Origin of the sequence: Streptomyces roseicoloratus, from assembly GCF_004117935.1 — a bacterium.
Lineage (GTDB): Bacteria > Actinomycetota > Actinomycetes > Streptomycetales > Streptomycetaceae > Streptomyces > Streptomyces roseicoloratus.
In genome coordinates, this window is record NZ_SDOY01000097.1 from 15,656 (window position 1) to 31,265 (window position 15,610).

Below are 15,610 nucleotides of genomic sequence, written 5' to 3' on the forward strand. Positions count from 1 at the left end.
CGTGGTGCCGCAGGGCCAGGGCCCGGATCCGCCGCGGCGCCCGCCTTGGGGCTTCGACGGTGTGGCCGTGGGCGCGGCCGCGGTGGCTCAGACCTCCAGGAGGACCGTGAACGGGCCGTGGTTCGTGAGCGACACGCGCATGTCCGCTCCGAACCGGCCCGTCTCCACGCGCGCGCCCAGCTGCCGCAGCTGCGCGACGACCTCGTCGACGAGCGGTTCGGCGACCGGTCCGGGCGCGGCCGCGTTCCAGGTGGGGCGGCGGCCCTTTCGGGCGTCCCCGTACAGGGTGAACTGGGAGATGACGAGCAGCGGCGCGTTCACGTCGGAGCAGGACTTCTCGCCCTCCAAAACCCGGACGGACCAGAGCTTTCTGGCCAATTGCGCGGCCTTCTCGGGCGTGTCGTCGTGGGTCACCCCGACCAGGACGCACAGCCCCTCGCCGACGATCTCGCCGACGGTCTCCCCTGCCACGACGACGCTCGCGCCGTCCACCCGCTGTACCACTGCTCGCATACGGCCCAACCTACCGATGCTCCCACCGGGCGACGTACGGAGGGCGCATCAAGGGCGCATCGGGGGCCGAACGGGTGCAGACCGCCTGCGTGCGCCGGGGTGGGAGTGGCACCATGCGGGGGAGGCGGTGCGGTTCCGCACCGGTCGAGGGGACGATTCACATGAGTGCACCTGGCACCGGGCACACGCCGTCCGGTCCCGTACCGCTGACCCGCGCCGGTGGCGCAGCCGCCGGACGTGCCGTCGGGCGCCCGCCCGTGCAGCGGAGCGCGGAGCCCGACCTGCCGGACCGGCCCGAGCCGGACCTCGCCGCCCTGCGGCTGCCCGAGCTGCGGGCGCTGCGCCGTGACGCGCAGGGAGACGAGGCCGACCTCAGTTACGTGCGGCGGATGCTGCAGGGCCGGATCGACATCCTGCGGGCCGAGCTGGCGCGCCGTACCGACCCGGAGGCACCGGTCGTGGACCGGCTGTCGGAGATCCTCGCGGACACGCCGTCGCGGCCCGGGGTCGCGGTGCGTTCGGCGCGGCACGTGACGCTGTCGACGCCGCGCGGCGAGGAGTACCGGCGGCTGGCGACCGAGATGCTCTCGGAGGTCGAGCTGTCGGACCTGACGGCGCGGACGGACGAGGAGCTGCACGCGGCGATGGGCCGGCTGGCGGGCTACGAGCAGCAGGTCTCGCGCCGCCGCCAGCAGCTCCAGCGGACCGCGGACGACTGCAGCGCGGAGATCGCCCGCCGCTACCGCGAGGGCGAGGCACAGGTCGACGACCTGCTGGCCTGAGGGGCGGCGGGCGGCCCGGCCGGCGGTCCGACAGCCAGCCCGGCCGACGGCTCGGCCGGGCCGCCCGCCGACGCTCCGGTCGACGGCTCGGCCGATGGTCCGACAGCCAGGCAGCCAGCCAGCCAGGCAGGCAGGCAGTCAAGCCGATAGCCCGGTCGGCAGTCCGGCCGGGCGCCCGGCCTGCGGAAAGTCGGTTGCGGAAACTCGCGTGCGGGTGCCGCCGCCCCGCGCATAGCCTCGGAGGATGAGCCTTGAGGTGCGCACCATCGACGAGTCGGAGTTCCCCGAGTGGCTGCGGGCCCGGCGGGTGGGCTTCCTCCGGCCCCCGATGGCGGTGACCGGTGAGGAGGTCGCGGACAAGCTGCCGCACACCGACCTCTCCCGTACCCGCGCCGCCTTCGAACGGGGCCGGATCGTCGCCACCTTCCGGTCGTTCGACCAGCGGCTGAGCACGGTCGGCGGTGCCGATCTGGCCGCCGACGCGGTCACCAACGTCACGGTCGCCGCCACGCACCGCCGGCGCGGGCTGCTCAGCCGGATGATGGCCGACGACCTGGCGTCGGCGAAGGAGCGCGGCGACGCGTGCGCGTCGCTGATCGCCGCCGAGTACCCGATCTACGGGCGGTACGGCTTCGGCGCGGCCGCCTGGATCACCGAGTGGGAGATCGACGTCACCCGCTCCGGTTTCGACCGCCGCTGGTCGGGCCCGACGGCCGAGGAGGGCGGTGGGCGGGTCGACTTCTCCGACGGCGCCGAGATCCGTGAGGTGGGCCCGGCGCTGCACCGCGCGCTCGCCGCGCGGCGGGCCGGCATCACCGGCCGTACGGCCCGCGACTGGGACGTCGTCACCGGCGACGTCCACCACACCGACCCGTGGACCGAGCCGTTCCACGCCGTCTACCGCGCGGCGTCGGGCGAGCCCGAGGGCTATGTCACGTACACGACCGAGGACCGGTGGAACGACAACAAGCAGCCGGCGAACACGGCGAGCGTGCGCGAACTGGTCGCCGTCAGCCCGGCCGCCGAGCGCGCCCTGTGGCGGTTCGTCTGCTCGGTCGACTGGGTCACCCGCGTGAAGAGCGGCTACCGCGCGCCCGACGACGTGCTGCCGCTGCTGCTGCCCGACCCGCGCGCCGCCCGGGTCCTCACCCACGCGGACATGCTCTGGCTGCGGATCCTGGACGTCCCGAAGGTCTTCGAGCCGCGGACGTACGCCACCGAGGGCGCCCTCGTGCTCGAGGTGAAGGACGCGGCCGGATACGCGGGCGGCCGCTATCTGCTGGAGACCACACCGGAGCGCGGCCACTGCGCGCCGACCACGGCCGCGCCCGAACTCGTCCTGGACGTGGCGGACCTGGCGACGCTGGCGCTCGGCGACGAGTCGGCCGTGCGGCTCGCCGCGCTCGGTCGCGTGGAGGAGGCCGTCGCCGGGGCGGCGGCGAAGACGGACCTGCTGCTGCGGACGTCGCCGCGACCGTGGAGCATGGAGTACTTCTGACGTGTGGTCCCGGTGGTGTGGAGGGTGTCGTGAGCGGGCTGCGGGAGCTGAAGAAGGAGCGGACGCGGCAGACGCTCTCGGACGTCGCCGTCGGGCTCTTCCTGGAGAAGGGCTTCGACGCGGTGTCGGTCGCGGAGGTCGCGGCGGCGGCGGAGGTGTCGAAGCCGACGCTGTTCCGCTACTTCCCCGCCAAGGAGGACCTGGTGCTGTACCGGTTCGCCGACCACGAGGACGAGCCGGCCCGGGTGGTGGCCGCCGCGCGCGAGGCCGGGGTCGCGCCGCTCGACGCGCTGCGCGACCACGTGCTCGCGGGCCTGGCCCGGCGCGATCCGGTGACGGGCCTCAACGACGCACCGGCCGTGCTCGCCTTCCTGCGCCTGCTGTACGGCACGCCGGCGTTGGTCGCCCGCATGTCGGAGTACCAGGGCCGCTCGGAGGCGGCACTGGCGGACGCGCTGGAGGCGGCGGCCGGCGGGAACGGCGGCGGGCGGGGCCTGCTGGCGGCCCGGCTCGCGGCGGCCCAGATCGTGGCGGTGCTGCGGGTCCTCGCGCACGAGAACGTCCGGCGGATCACGGCGGGGGAGAAGGTCGAGGAGCTGTTGCCGGAGGCGGAGGCGGCGACGCGCGAGGCCTTCCGGCGGCTGGCGGAGGGCCTGCCGTACGGCGGCGGTGAACCCCCACAGGTCCCCAGCCGTGACCGCGTAAAAAATGTAACCGAGTAACGTTTCTCGCCTATCCTGGGGTCATGAAGTCCCCGTCGCTCCGTCATGACCTCGACCAGGAACGCGCCCACCACGACGCCTGCCGTGCCGCCCTCGCCCGCATGACCCAGGACGTCGAGGAACAGGTCGTCATCGGCGAGGACACCGCCGCGTCCGGCGCCGACGCCGAGGTGCTCGGCTACCACCTGCGCAGTCGCGCCAAGGTCTTCCGCGAGATGCCGCCGGGCCCGCTGTTCTTCGGCCGCCTCGACCGCGAGGACGGACAGGTCCACCACATCGGCCGCCGCCGGATCGCCGAGCACCCGTCCGCCCCGCCCCTCGTCGTCGACTGGCGGGCGCCCGTCTCCCGCGCGTACTACCAGGCGGGACCGCAGGACCCGCAGGGCGTCGTCCGGCGCCGCCGCTTCGGCTGGGCACCGGGCAGCCTCGGCGCGACGGAGGACCTGACCGCGCTGGAGGACGAGCGGCTGACGCCCGAGGGACGGGGGGAGGAGGGGCCGGGGGACGAGGGGGCGTACGGCGATGGGTCGTACGGCGACGGATCGTACGGCGACGGGTCGGGCGGCGACCACGGGGGCGAAGGCCGGGCGGATGAGTGCTCGGCGGACGGGGGCGAAGGCCAGGCGGACGATGGCTCGGCGGACGGGGGCGAAGGCTCGGCGGACGCCGGCCCGCCGGGTGGGCGCGCCGGAGTGAGCGCGATCCTGGCCGGGGAGATCGAGCGGCCTCGCGTCGGTCCCATGCGCGACATCGCCGCGACGCTCCAGCCCGAGCAGGACGACCTCGTGCGCTCCGGGCCCGCCGTCTCCCTCTGCGTGCAGGGCGCGCCCGGCACCGGCAAGACCGCCGTCGGCCTGCACCGGGCCGCGTACCTCCTCTACACCCACCCGCAGCGCCTCCAGCGCTCCGGACTCCTCGTCCTCGGGCCGAACCGCACGTTCCTCTCCTACATCTCCGAGGTGCTGCCCGCGCTCGGCGAGACCGGAGTGCGCCAGTCGACGGTCGCGGAGGAGATCGCCCGGCACGAGGTACGCGCCGAGGACGGCGAGGCCGCGGCGCGGATCAAGCACGACCCGCGGATGGCCGAGGTGCTCCGCAGGGTCCTGTACGCGCGGGTCGACCCGGCGCCGGCCGAGGACCTGGCCGTGCCGGACGGCTCGTACGCGTACCGCTGGCGGGTGCCGGCCCGCGAACTCGCCGCGATCGTCGCCGGCGTACGGGAGGAGGCCCCGCCCTACGCCGTCGGCCGCGAACGGGTGCGGGCCCGGATCGTCCGCTCCCTCCAGCTCCGGGCCGAACGGCGGGCGGGGCCGCAGGGCGCCGCGTGGCTGCGCCGCATCGAACGGTCCCGGCCGGTGTCGGCGGCGGTGGAGGCCTGCTGGCCGAAGGTGACGCCGGAGGAGGTGCTCGCCGCGTTCCTGACGGACCCGGACGCGGCCGGAGCGGCCGGAGGTCTGCTGACGGCGGAGGAAAGGGCGGCCGTCCGCTGGGCCAGGCCGCCGCGTTCGTACCGCAGCGCGCGCTGGAGCGCCGCCGACCTCGTCCTGCTCGACGAGCTGGCCGGGCTGATCGAGCGGCCCGAGGGCTACGGGCACCTCGTCGTCGACGAGGCCCAGGACCTCTCGCCCATGGAGTGCCGGGCGATCGCGCGCCGCGCGGACTTCGGCGCCCTGACGGTGCTGGGCGACCTGGCGCAGGGCACCACGCCGTGGGCGGCGCGGGACTGGCGCGAGCAGCTGGCCCACCTGGGCAAGCCGGACGCGCCGGTGGTGCCGCTGACCACCGGCTACCGGGTCCCGGCCGCGGTCGTGGACCTCGCCAACCTGCTCCTGCCGGAACTCGGCGCCGGCGTGCCGGCCGGACGCTCACTGCGCGCGGGCGGCACGGTGGGCGTGCACCGGGTCGCGAACCTGCTGGACGGCACGGCGGCCGCGGTACGGGCGGCCCTCGCGGAGGAGGGCTCGGTGGGCGTGATCGCGGCGGACGCACTGGTCGACCGGCTGAGGGCGTCGGGCATCGAGCACCTCGACGACGCGGAGGGCGCGGGCGACGCGGAGGGCGCGGAGGGCGCGGGCGGCGCGGAGGGCGGCGTGGCGCGCGCGGAGGGGGCGGGCGGCGCGAGCGTTGCGGAAGCTCCCGGCCGACCCGGCCGTGAGGGCCGTCGCGCGGGGCGGGTCTCCGTCGTGCCGGCGTCCCTCGCCAAGGGCCTGGAGTACGACCACGTCGTGGTCGTCGAGCCCGCGGAGATCGTGGCGGCCGAGCCCCGCGGCCTGCACCGGCTGTACGTGGTGCTGACGCGGGCGGTGTCCCGGCTCGACCTGGTGCACCGCGCCCCGCTGCCGCCCGCGCTCGGGCGGTGAGGGCGCCCTCGGTACTGTGCCGGGCCTCACTGCCCTACCCTCCGGCCCTTGGGGCGTCGCCTTCTGCGGCTGCGGCTGCGGCTCAGGCTCCGGCTTCGGCCGTCCCCACCGCGTGGGGCGTGGGCCGCCGCCCGGGTCGGCCGACCCGGGCGGGGTCTTCCACCGGCGGCCGCGCGGGCGCCCGGCCGTGCCTAGCCGCGCGGCTGGTTGAAGCGGAGCATGTTGCCCGACGGGTCGCGGAACGCGCAGTCGCGGACGCCGTACGGCTGGTCCATGGGCTCCTGGAGGACCTCGCCGCCCGCCGCGCGGACGCGCTCGAAGGTGGCGTCCACGTCGTCGGTGCGGAAGATGACGCCGCGCAGCATGCCCTTGGCGAGGAGCTCGGCGGCGGCCTGCCGGTCGGCGGCAGGGGCGTTCGGGTCGGCCAGCGGGGGCTCCAGGACGATCTCGACGTCCGGCTGGGTCGGCGAACCGACCGTCACCCAGCGCATGCCCTCGAAGGAGACGTCGTTGCGGACCTCGAGGCCGAGGGCGTCGCGGTAGAAGGCGAGGGCCTTGTCGTGGTCGTCGACGGCGATGAAGCACTGTGCGAGATTGATGGTGGTGTTCATGGCCCCGACGCTACGAGGTCGGGGCGCTTTCCGCTTCTCCGTTCCTGACCGGTTCGGTCGCGCGGTCCGTCCCTCCGGCGGCCGTCCCGCTCTCCGCGACGGCCGGCCTGCCGACCGCGGAGTCGCCGCGCGTCGGGCGGGTCAGGAACTTCGCCACGCACGACGGGATCGGCTCGCCCGCCTCGTGGTTCCGCGCCCGGTACGCGCTCGGGCTCTCCCCGACCAGCTCCGTGAAGCGCGTGCTGAACGAGCCCAGCGACGTACAGCCCACCGCGAAGCAGACCTCCGTCACGCTCAGGTCGCCGCGCCGCAGCAGCGTCTTGGCCCGCTCGATGCGGCGGGTCATGAGGTAGCTGTACGGCGTCTCCCCGTACGCGGTGCGGAAACTGCGCTGGAAGTGGCCCGCCGACATGAGGGCGGCCCGCGCCAGCGCCGGGACGTCCAGCGGCTCCGCGTAGTCACGGTCGATCATGTCCCGGGCCCGGCGCAGTCTGACCAGGTCGTCGATGCTCGGTGGCGTCACAGTGCCCAGGATGGCACGGCCCGCGGACACCGGAGCGGGTTGTCCACAGGGGTCGGTGTCCGGTCCGGGTTTTCCACAGGTGAGCAGGAATCGAGAAGCACGGCGACCGCCCCGCGCCTAGCCTGGCTCCCAGGAAGAGGACAGGACCGACACCGCAGCAGGCCCCACCGCAGCAGGACCGACACCGCAGCAGGACCGACACCGCGGCAGGCCCCACCGCAGCAGCCCACCGCAGCGGGCCGCGCCGCGGCAGGGCCGTATCGCCGCCGCACCGCCGTACGGGAGAGACGACGCCATGAGCAAGCCGCACGCCGCCGACAGCCACGACCTGATCCGCGTGCACGGCGCGCGCGAGAACAACCTGAAGGACGTCAGCATCGAGATCCCGAAGCGCCGGCTGACGGTGTTCACGGGCGTCTCGGGCTCGGGCAAGAGCTCCCTGGTGTTCGACACCATCGCCGCCGAGTCGCAGCGGCTGATCAACGAGACGTACAGCGCGTTCGTGCAGGGCTTCATGCCGACCCTGGCCCGCCCGGACGTCGACGTGCTCGACGGTCTGACGACGGCGATCACGGTCGACCAGCAGCGGATGGGCGGCGACCCGCGCTCGACCGTCGGCACCGCCACCGACGCCAACGCGATGCTGCGCATCCTCTTCAGCCGCCTCGGCAAGCCGCACATCGGCGGCCCGAAGGCCTTCTCCTTCAACGTCGCCTCCGTCAGCGGCGCCGGCGCGGTCTCGTACGAGAAGGGCGGGAGGACTGTGAAGGAGCGCCGCTCCTTCACAGTCACCGGCGGCATGTGTCCGCGCTGCGAGGGCCGCGGCACGGTCTCCGACATCGACCTGACCGCGCTGTACGACGACTCCAAGTCGCTGGCCGAGGGCGCGCTGACCATCCCCGGCTACACGATGGACGGCTGGTACGGCCGCATCTTCAGCGGCAGCGGCTACTTCGACATGGACAAGCCGATCCGCCGCTACACCAAGCGCGAGCTGAACGACCTGCTGTACCGCGAGCCGACCAAGATCAAGGTCGAGGGCATCAACCTCACGTACGAGGGCCTGATCCCGAAGCTGCAGAAGTCGATGCTGTCGAAGGACGTCGACTCCCTGCAGCCGCACGTCCGCGCGTTCGTGGAGCGCGCGGTCACGTTCACCACCTGCCCCGAGTGCGACGGCACCCGGCTCAACGAGGGCGCCCGCTCCTCGAAGATCGGCAAGGTGAGCATCGCGGACGCCTGCGCGATGCAGATCAGCGACCTCGCGGAGTGGGTGCGCGGCATCACGGACCCGTCGGTGGCGCCGCTGCTCGCCACCCTCCAGCAGACCCTGGACTCGTTCGTGGAGATCGGCCTGGGTTATCTGGCACTCGACCGCCCGTCCGGCACCCTGTCGGGCGGCGAGGCGCAGCGCGTGAAGATGATCCGCCACCTGGGTTCCTCGCTGACGGACGTCACGTACGTCTTCGACGAGCCGACGACCGGGCTGCACCCGCACGACATCCGGCGCATGAACGACCTGCTGCTGCGGCTGCGCGACAAGGGCAACACGGTGCTGGTCGTGGAGCACAAGCCGGAGACGATCGCGGTCGCCGACCACGTCGTCGACCTGGGCCCGGGCGCGGGCACGGCGGGCGGCAGCGTCTGCTTCGAGGGGACCGTCGCGGGCCTGCGGAGGAGCGGCACCGTCACCGGCCGGCACTTCGGCGACCGCGCCACCCTCAAGAAGACCGTCCGCGCGGCCACCGGCACCCTGGAGATCCGCGGCGCGAAGGCGAACAACCTGCAGGACGTGGACGTCGACATCCCGCTCGGCGTGCTGGCCGTCGTCACCGGCGTCGCCGGCTCCGGCAAGAGCTCGCTGGTGCACGGGTCGATCCCGGCGGGCGCGGGCGTGGTCTCGGTGGACCAGGGCGCGATCCGCGGCTCGCGGCGCAGCAACCCGGCGACGTACACCGGGCTGCTCGAGCCGATCCGCAAGGCCTTCGCCAAGGCCAACGGGGTGAAGCCGGCCCTGTTCAGCGCCAATTCGGAGGGCGCCTGCCCGACCTGCAACGGTGCCGGCGTGATCTACACGGACCTGGCGATGATGGCCGGGGTCGCGACGGTCTGCGAGGAGTGCGAGGGAAGGCGGTTCCAGGCGGCGGTCCTCGAGTACCGCTTCGGCGGGCGGAACATCGCCGAGGTGCTGGCGATGCCGGTGCAGGAGGCCGAGCGGTTCTTCGGCGCGGGCGAGGCGCGCACGCCCGCGGCCCACCGCGTCCTGGAGCGGCTCGCGGACGTCGGCCTGGGCTACCTGACCCTCGGCCAGCCGCTCACCACGCTGTCCGGCGGCGAGCGCCAGCGCCTCAAGCTGGCGACGCACATGGGTGACAAGGGCGGGGTGTACGTGCTCGACGAGCCGACCGCGGGCCTCCACCTGGCGGACGTCGAGCAGCTCCTGGGGCTCCTCGACCGACTGGTCGACTCGGGCAAGTCGGTGATCGTCGTCGAGCACCACCAGGCGGTGATGGCCCACGCTGACTGGATCATCGACCTCGGCCCGGGCGCCGGCCACGACGGCGGCCGCATCGTCTTCGAAGGCACCCCCACCGACCTGGTGGCAGCCCGCTCGACCCTGACGGGCGAACACCTCGCGGAGTACGTCGGCGCCTGAAGACCGGATTCCTACCCGTACACGGCTCGGGGACCGGCCGGCTGCCCGGCGACGGAGAGCATCCGGGCCCCGGCCGCGTACGGGGTGGGAGGGCCCACCTCCATGCCCGACTCGGCCACACCGAGCACGTATGCGTCCTCGACGCCGAAGACGGGAGTCTCACGGAATGGCGCAGTATCCAGGGGGTCAGCTCGGGCGGACGTCGTCGGTCGGTTCGGTGTTCCCATGCCGTTGCAAGCCGCTGCCAGACAGAAGCTCCCGTCCGGCCGGATAGCTCAGATCGATCCGGACGGTCCGCTCGAAGACGAAGTCGGTCTCGACAAGCAGGGCGGCGTCGGCCATCCGTCGTGGCAATTCGGCAGCGAGCAGCGGCTTCTCCGGGATCCCGAAGCGCGTGTACCGGTCGTCGGTTTCCTCGTCCCAGGTGAACAGGTAAGGCCCTCGGTCGAGTGTGACCGGGCAGTGCGTTTGCGGGCAGTCCTCTGGCTCGTCGTGACAGATCCAGTCAAACCACTCGGGGTGCGACGCCCTTGCCTGGGCGGTCGCGCTGTCCATGGCCGCCACGTGGGTATGGGCCGCGATCGGGACAGGACCGAAGGCGGAGTGGAACAGTCCCACCTGCCCAGACGGGTCCACGGCCCACCAATGGAACTGAAGCCCCCAGCGCGGATGCGTGAAGGCGCTCGATGTCGTCACGAGACCCAGCGTAAGGAACGGGAAATGGCCTCCTGGCAGCGGACTACTGAGGTTGGACTCGTGGTGTCGTAGGGGCTGACGCTCGTCGCCCGTGCGGTATCACCGGGGCATGCGGTATCCGCAAGAGGGCGGGCTGACCGTCGAACGGCAGGAGTTCCGCGAGGAGTTACGGCGCAAGGCAGCCGGGAGGATCGCCAGGGCGATGCGAGCCCGGTGATCACCAAGGAGCTGCGGGTCAGCGTCCGCTCCGTGCGCTCGCATGCTGACCGGAACCCCCGACTTCCTTGGGGCGAAAGATCACATAGCCAACTATGAGGGTCAGCCCCAACACGCCAATGCCGACAAAAGAGAGAATTTCGAGGATCCCTGCACCTTCGGTGATCCCTGCGGCGGCCCCTACGACCCCTGCCATGACGCCGAGGATTCCCATGATGAAAATCCTGTGGTTACCGAAAAGCACGGCTTGGGTAGCTGCCTTGAGCTCGGCCCGCTCATCCTCGAACGACACGTCTCCCCCGTTCGATCAGGACTGAGTGAACTACCGTTCGCCTCAGCCGGCGGTCCCTGGGCCACGCTAGCCGCCGAGCCGTTGCCTTCGGGAACAAGGGTGCGTCTCGGCGACGGGTGAACCCAAGGGGTCGCGGTGTAAGCGCCTCCTGGTGGAGGCGCTCGGGGATGGGCGACTGAGCTCGGTGGGCAGCTTCGGATGGCTGGTTCCTGCGGCCCAGCACTCCATCGATCTCCGCATCCTGTGTGCGTTGATCTTCATGGCCTGGCCCTGTCGCAGGGAACTCGCGGAGACGGAGGCTCTGGCCATGCTGGTCGACCGGGAAGCGGAGCAGCGGCACGCCGAGTTCGCCAAGTTCCGGGCTGAAGCCGAGGCCGGACGGCGGCGCCGGCGGATGGGACGGCGGATCGAGAGCAAGGGCTTCAGCCGTCTCACCGGAGCCGGCCGGGGCACGCGCTGAACCGGTGCTCACGCCTGCCGTTGGGCGCGCGCGTGACGGGGAACGACGGCCCCGCCCATGACGGCTGCGGTGATTGCGGCGGCGACCACGGTGATGGCCAGCCAGCCGACGGGAACGGCGATGCCGGTGTCCATGCCGGTCAGGAAGGCAATCGAGGCGGCGATGCCCCACAGGGTCCCGGCGACGCAGCTGATGACGATCAGCAGACCGGACATGGAGGAGGCCAGGCGCCGTCGCCACCAGGCGGTGGCCCCCACGGCTCCGAGCATCTGGTACTCCCCTCTGAGATCCGAGGTCCAGAGGCTGACCATGGCGGCGACGATCAGCATCGTGGTCAGCACGGAGATCGCCGCCACGGCAGGCTGGAGCCGTGCCACCGCGCCCACGACCGAGGGTCCGGATTCGACGGCGACGGTCGAGTCCGCCTGCGCGTCCACCGGAAGCGCCCGCAGGATGTCCTGCTGTACGGGCTTGCCGTCGGCGTTGAGCAGGTATGTCGGGGAGCCGACGGGAATGATGCCCGACTCCCGGGCTCCTGCCTGGCTGACGAGGACGGCGGGCAACTGCTGGTATTCGGTCTCACGGGCGGAGCTCGGGTGGATGAGGGGGAGGGTCGCGGTGTTCTCCAGGACGAAGCCATCCGGCTTGCGTCCCATGGCCACGAGCGAGACCTCGTTCGTCAGTCCTACGGGTGTGACGGCCACGGCGGCCTGGCCGCTCTCGTAGCGCTGTCGCTGCTCGTCGGTCATCGTGCCGGCCAGGGCCTCGGCGCCCCCGCTGTCGGCGATGCCGACCGTGGGGAAGGGGATGTGGGACTCGGAGGCCAGGTAGCAGGGCTGCCAGTCGTTGTTGCCGTACTTCAGCAGGCCCCGGTCGTCGATGCAGTCGAGGAAGTCGGTACGAGGCGAGACGGGGAGTTGTTTGCCGTCGCGCGCGATCGCGGCCCGCTGGTAGCCGGTGGACACCTCGGAGGCCCCGGTGGAACTGCGCAGGGCTCCCCGCTCGGTCGTGGTCAGCGGCCGGGAGGAGACGATCAGGGCCGAGGTGTCGGGCAGTTCCGGCAGGTAGTCCTCGCGCTGCTTGTGAGCCACCGAGGCGGAGGCGATGAGAACCGTGGTGGACACGGCGGCGACCACGCCGAGTGCGATCACGGTCGTGATCGCACGGACAGGGAAGGCCAGCAGGGAGCGCACGGCCGACCGGAGCACGGTCGGCAGCGGCAGGTAGGCGGTGTTCGCCTTGTTGGTGGCGAAGGAGGACAACACCAGGGCGGTCGCCGTGATGCCGGCGGCGAACACGATGACTCCCAGGACCGCTGTGAGCGCCCCGGCGTTGATCACGACGGCGCCGAGACCGGCGACGGCCGCGGCCACCAGGGTTCCGGCCGCGGCGGTCCGCAGGCGGAGCCGGCGGGTGCTGTGGACCGGAGGGACGGCCTTGAGCAGGGCGGTGGGATCCTCGCGCAGGGCCGCGCGCGACGGCAGCACGGAGGCGAGGGCCGTGACGGCCACGGCGATGGCCGCGAGTACCAGCGAGGTGGTCCACGCGCCGTCCACGGGCCCCCAGTCCGCGCCCGCGCGTTCGGCAAGAACCGGCGCGGCCACGCGCGCAACGACCTGCCCCACGGCGATACCCGCCAGGGAACCGATCACGGCCACGAACAGCGCGTGCGTACGGAGAAACGAGGCCGTCACCTTTGCGGGGGCGCCGAGAGCCGCGAGCAGTCCCATGTGCCGGCGCTGGCTGCGTACGACGACGGCGAAGGCGGCGGTCACCAACAGGACGGTCTCGGCCAGCAGACCCAGCCCGACGAGCAGGGCGGTGGAGTCCATGGCGTCGCCCTGCTCGGAGAGCGCGGCGGCCTGGCTGCTGGGTACGTACGCGTATCCGGCGCTCTTCAGCTTCCCGGACACGGTGGGCAGGTCAGCGTGCGGCGGCCATGTGACGAACCAGCGGGGGCTGCCCAGGCCCTTCGCCGAGGTCAGCGCCGCGGTCGCCTTCGGCCCGCCTGGAGGGAGGGCGAACAACCGGTGCTTGAGGTCGAACCGGTCGGCGACCAGGGCCGACACGGTGAACTGCCCGCTGCCGATGGAGACGCTCTGGCCGGTCTTGGTGATCCCGACCGCGTCCGCCAGGGCGGCCGACAGCACGATCGTGCCGTCCTGAGCGGACGGGGCCCCCTGGTCGACGCGGTAGAGGCCGTCGATCAGGGGATCGGCCAGGTCGACCGCCCTTCCGTCGACGGTGCTCTGCCGTCCCTCCGGTCCCCGGATGGTGAGCCCAAGGACGTCGATGTCGTAGGCGAGACGCGTGTCGCCGGGGAGCGAGGGCTTGAGCTGTTCGGCGAGCCGTGCGGGGGCGGTCGCGTCCGCGCTCCGCTCGCCGGGCAGGGTGGTGAGGCGTCCGTCAGCCGATCCGAACACCCCTGCCTCGGCCTCCGGCATCGAGACGCGGGCCGTCGCGGTCACGGCCGCGACCCCGGTGCCGGCCGCGACGGGCAGCGCGATGGCAAGGCAGACCAGCAGCGTGCGCAGGCGGCTGCGGCTCGCGAGACGCCAGCCGAGAATCCAGGCGAGGCGGCGGTTGCGGTTCACGCGCCACCCTCCACGACGCGGCCGTCCTGGATACGAACGATGTGGTCGGCCGCCGCGGTGACCTCGGGATTGTGCGTCGCGATCACACAGGCCACCCCGCCCGCCGTGACCTCGCGCAGGAGCTCGATGACGCGCTCACCGTTGGCGGAGTCCAGTGCCCCGGTGGGCTCGTCGGCCAGGACCAGCGGGCGCTGGTCGGCGATCGCACGGGCGATGGCCACGCGCTGCTGCTCACCGCCGGAAAGCTGGTCGGGGAACTTGCGGGTGTGCCGGGGGACTCCCGTCCTCTCCAGCGCCGTCGCCGCGCGGCGACGGGCCTCGGCCCGCGCCATTCCGGACAGCTCCAGGGGTAAGCACACGTTCTCCAGCACCGTCATGGTGCGGATCAGGTTGTACTCCTGGAACACGTAGGAGACCAGGCTCGCCCGGGTGCGGGTCAGCTCGGCCGGTCCCATCTTCGTCAGTACGTGTCCGGCCAGGGTGATCGTCCCGGAGGTGGCCTGCTCCAGGCCGCCGGAGATGTTCAGCAGCGTGGACTTGCCCGACCCGCTGTGGCCGACCAGCGCGGTGAGCCGCGCCGCGTGGAAGTCGACCGTGACTCCGTCCAGGGCCACGTGCCGTGTCTCGCCCGTGCCGTAGACCTTGTGGACGCCTTCGAGCCGGAGGACCGGTTCATCCGGTCCTCCGGCTCCAGGTGTGGTGGAAACCGCGGTGCGCATCTTCCGGGAACAACCTCTCTCACGATCTCGTCGTCGCTCCGCGGATCACTCCGCGGTGTCCACCGATGTCACCGCCGGTCAGAACGCGCGGGTCTCCATGATGGCGCCGCGCATCTTGAACAGACAGAAACCGTTCTGCGAGTACTTCCAGCCGGTGACCCAGGACGTGTAGATGTCCGGAGCCGCGGCGCAGTCAGCGCGGCCACGGGCCTCGCCGCCCACGACGTCGCCGCAGGAGATCCACACGCCGTCGCTGTTCTTGCCGTAACTGCCCACGGCACAGTCCGCGTACACCGCGTTCGCACCGGTGGCCGCGGCCTGGGCCGGCGCGGCGGCCACGAGGCTGGTGAGTGCGGCGGCGCCGATACCGAGCGCAGCCACCTTGCGGCCGAAGTTGCCACGTAACAGGAGATGTTCCCCCTCTGGGATCTGGGTCAGAACCGATCCTCAGTGGTGCAGGAAGAACACAACCGCTCACTGAGCTCTTTCCAACCTGTCGGCCAGGAGGGGCGGTTGGGCTGACAGACGGGTGAAGCCCCTGGTAGATGGGTTTTCGACTAAGAAATCCGTCTCCACCAGAGGCTTCGTGTGCTTGTCTACCCGTCGGGCGTCGACGTGTCCAGCTCCGCCCTGCGCTTCCTGTCCGCCAAGCTCCGTCAGCGCCGCCGGGAGCTCGGTACCCGCTGGCGGCGCCTGAGTGCCGGCCGGCAGGCGCTGCTCACTCTTGCCCATCTCCGCAACGGCCACCCGTATGCCCAGCTGGCGGCCGGGTTCGGCATCGGGACGACGACCGCGTACCGGTACATCACCGAGGCCGTCGAGGTCCTGGCCGCTCTCGCGCCGACTCTCGCGGAGGCGGTCCGGGCCGCATCGTCGAAGGCGTTCGTGCTGCTGGACGGGACCTTGCTGCCGATCGACCGGATCGCCGCGGACCAGCCCTACTACTCGGGGAAGCACAAGAGGCACGG

Annotated in this window: 15 protein-coding genes and 1 pseudogene; 8 read left to right on the forward strand and 8 right to left on the reverse strand. The window is 72.5% G+C overall.

The window, feature by feature from the left end:
- Window positions 1-87: 87 nt before the first annotated feature.
- On the reverse strand, window positions 88-513 hold the full coding sequence (gene dtd, locus ESG85_RS10690; protein WP_128977900.1) for a D-aminoacyl-tRNA deacylase: 426 nt from the start codon (window positions 511-513) through the stop codon (window positions 88-90).
- Window positions 514-674: 161 nt separating this feature from the next.
- On the opposite strand from dtd, the gene ESG85_RS10695 reads away from it, so the two are divergent.
- The 4 genes from ESG85_RS10695 to ESG85_RS10715 all read left to right on the forward strand — a co-directional run bounded on the left by ESG85_RS10695 (window position 675) and on the right by ESG85_RS10715 (window position 5,875).
- Window positions 675-1,295, forward strand: coding sequence for an RsiG family protein (locus tag ESG85_RS10695; protein ID WP_128977902.1), 621 nt, complete (start codon window positions 675-677; stop codon window positions 1,293-1,295).
- A gap of 244 nt (window positions 1,296-1,539) precedes the next feature.
- The gene (locus tag ESG85_RS10700) at window positions 1,540-2,793 is read left to right on the forward strand and encodes a GNAT family N-acetyltransferase (RefSeq protein ID WP_128977904.1); all 1,254 of its coding nucleotides are present in this window, start codon (window positions 1,540-1,542) and stop codon (window positions 2,791-2,793) included.
- Between the two features lie 29 nt (window positions 2,794-2,822).
- Window positions 2,823-3,515 carry a TetR family transcriptional regulator gene (locus ESG85_RS10705; RefSeq protein WP_342781223.1) on the forward strand — a complete coding sequence of 231 codons (693 nt, stop codon included), beginning with the start codon at window positions 2,823-2,825 and terminating at the stop codon, window positions 3,513-3,515.
- Window positions 3,516-3,538: 23 nt separating this feature from the next.
- A complete protein-coding gene (locus ESG85_RS10715; RefSeq protein WP_246094924.1) occupies window positions 3,539-5,875 on the forward strand; it encodes a HelD family protein in 2,337 nt (778 codons plus the stop codon).
- Between the two features lie 191 nt (window positions 5,876-6,066).
- Here ESG85_RS10715 and ESG85_RS10720 read toward each other — a convergent pair whose 3' ends face one another.
- Together ESG85_RS10720 and ESG85_RS10725 are read right to left on the reverse strand one after the other, a co-directional pair.
- Window positions 6,067-6,486, reverse strand: a complete 420-nt coding sequence (locus tag ESG85_RS10720) for a VOC family protein (RefSeq protein ID WP_128977908.1) — start codon at window positions 6,484-6,486, stop codon at window positions 6,067-6,069.
- A gap of 10 nt (window positions 6,487-6,496) precedes the next feature.
- Window positions 6,497-6,958 (reverse strand): helix-turn-helix transcriptional regulator, encoded by a 462-nt coding sequence (locus ESG85_RS10725; protein ID WP_128977926.1) that lies wholly within the window; start codon window positions 6,956-6,958, stop codon window positions 6,497-6,499.
- 346 nt (window positions 6,959-7,304) lie between these two features.
- On the opposite strand from ESG85_RS10725, the gene ESG85_RS10730 reads away from it, so the two are divergent.
- Window positions 7,305-9,665: an ATP-binding cassette domain-containing protein gene (locus ESG85_RS10730; protein ID WP_128977910.1), complete on the forward strand. Its 2,361-nt coding sequence runs from the start codon at window positions 7,305-7,307 to the stop codon at window positions 9,663-9,665.
- A 186-nt stretch (window positions 9,666-9,851) separates the two neighbouring features.
- On the opposite strand, the gene ESG85_RS10735 is transcribed toward ESG85_RS10730, so the two are convergent.
- On the reverse strand, window positions 9,852-10,361 hold the full coding sequence (locus tag ESG85_RS10735) for a hypothetical protein (protein ID WP_128977912.1): 510 nt from the start codon (window positions 10,359-10,361) through the stop codon (window positions 9,852-9,854).
- A gap of 109 nt (window positions 10,362-10,470) precedes the next feature.
- On the opposite strand from ESG85_RS10735, the pseudogene ESG85_RS36895 reads away from it, so the two are divergent.
- A pseudogene (locus tag ESG85_RS36895) lies at window positions 10,471-10,616 on the forward strand (IS630 family transposase); the annotation flags it as partial.
- Here ESG85_RS36895 and ESG85_RS10740 read toward each other — a convergent pair.
- Window positions 10,597-10,869 (reverse strand): hypothetical protein, encoded by a 273-nt coding sequence (locus ESG85_RS10740; RefSeq protein WP_128977914.1) that lies wholly within the window; start codon window positions 10,867-10,869, stop codon window positions 10,597-10,599. The pseudogene ESG85_RS36895 and the gene ESG85_RS10740 sit on opposite strands and share 20 nt — an antisense overlap.
- A 259-nt stretch (window positions 10,870-11,128) precedes the next feature.
- Here ESG85_RS10740 and ESG85_RS10745 point away from each other — a divergent pair, with 259 nt between their 5' ends.
- Complete coding sequence (locus tag ESG85_RS10745) at window positions 11,129-11,329, forward strand: hypothetical protein (RefSeq protein WP_128977916.1); 201 nt, start codon at window positions 11,129-11,131, stop codon at window positions 11,327-11,329.
- An 8-nt stretch (window positions 11,330-11,337) separates the two neighbouring features.
- On the opposite strand, the gene ESG85_RS10750 is transcribed toward ESG85_RS10745, so the two are convergent.
- The 3 genes from ESG85_RS10750 to ESG85_RS34930 all read right to left on the reverse strand — a co-directional run bounded on the left by ESG85_RS10750 (window position 11,338) and on the right by ESG85_RS34930 (window position 15,023).
- The gene (locus tag ESG85_RS10750) at window positions 11,338-13,923 is read right to left on the reverse strand and encodes an FtsX-like permease family protein (RefSeq protein ID WP_128977918.1); all 2,586 of its coding nucleotides are present in this window, start codon (window positions 13,921-13,923) and stop codon (window positions 11,338-11,340) included.
- Window positions 13,920-14,642: an ABC transporter ATP-binding protein gene (locus ESG85_RS10755; RefSeq protein ID WP_128977920.1), complete on the reverse strand. Its 723-nt coding sequence runs from the start codon at window positions 14,640-14,642 to the stop codon at window positions 13,920-13,922. The genes ESG85_RS10750 and ESG85_RS10755 overlap by 4 nt, the downstream gene beginning before the upstream one ends.
- A gap of 78 nt (window positions 14,643-14,720) precedes the next feature.
- A complete protein-coding gene (locus tag ESG85_RS34930) occupies window positions 14,721-15,023 on the reverse strand; it encodes a hypothetical protein (protein WP_164986218.1) in 303 nt (100 codons plus the stop codon).
- A 207-nt stretch (window positions 15,024-15,230) separates the two neighbouring features.
- Here ESG85_RS34930 and ESG85_RS10765 point away from each other — a divergent pair.
- Window positions 15,231-15,610: transposase family protein (locus ESG85_RS10765; RefSeq protein WP_164986195.1), on the forward strand; the 380-nt coding region annotated here is incomplete at its 3' end.

Coding starts and splice junctions, on each gene's coding strand:
- dtd (WP_128977900.1), bottom strand. CDS start 513: ATGCGAGCAGTGGTACAGCGGGTGGACGGCGCGAGCGTCGTCGTGGCA.
- ESG85_RS10725 (WP_128977926.1), bottom strand. CDS start 6,958: ATGATCGACCGTGACTACGCGGAGCCGCTGGACGTCCCGGCGCTGGCG.
- ESG85_RS10715 (WP_246094924.1), top strand. CDS start 3,539: ATGAAGTCCCCGTCGCTCCGTCATGACCTCGACCAGGAACGCGCCCAC.
- ESG85_RS10730 (WP_128977910.1), top strand. CDS start 7,305: ATGAGCAAGCCGCACGCCGCCGACAGCCACGACCTGATCCGCGTGCAC.
- ESG85_RS10695 (WP_128977902.1), top strand. CDS start 675: ATGAGTGCACCTGGCACCGGGCACACGCCGTCCGGTCCCGTACCGCTG.
- ESG85_RS10755 (WP_128977920.1), bottom strand. CDS start 14,642: ATGCGCACCGCGGTTTCCACCACACCTGGAGCCGGAGGACCGGATGAA.
- ESG85_RS10720 (WP_128977908.1), bottom strand. CDS start 6,486: ATGAACACCACCATCAATCTCGCACAGTGCTTCATCGCCGTCGACGAC.
- ESG85_RS10700 (WP_128977904.1), top strand. CDS start 1,540: ATGAGCCTTGAGGTGCGCACCATCGACGAGTCGGAGTTCCCCGAGTGG.
- ESG85_RS10745 (WP_128977916.1), top strand. CDS start 11,129: ATGGCCTGGCCCTGTCGCAGGGAACTCGCGGAGACGGAGGCTCTGGCC.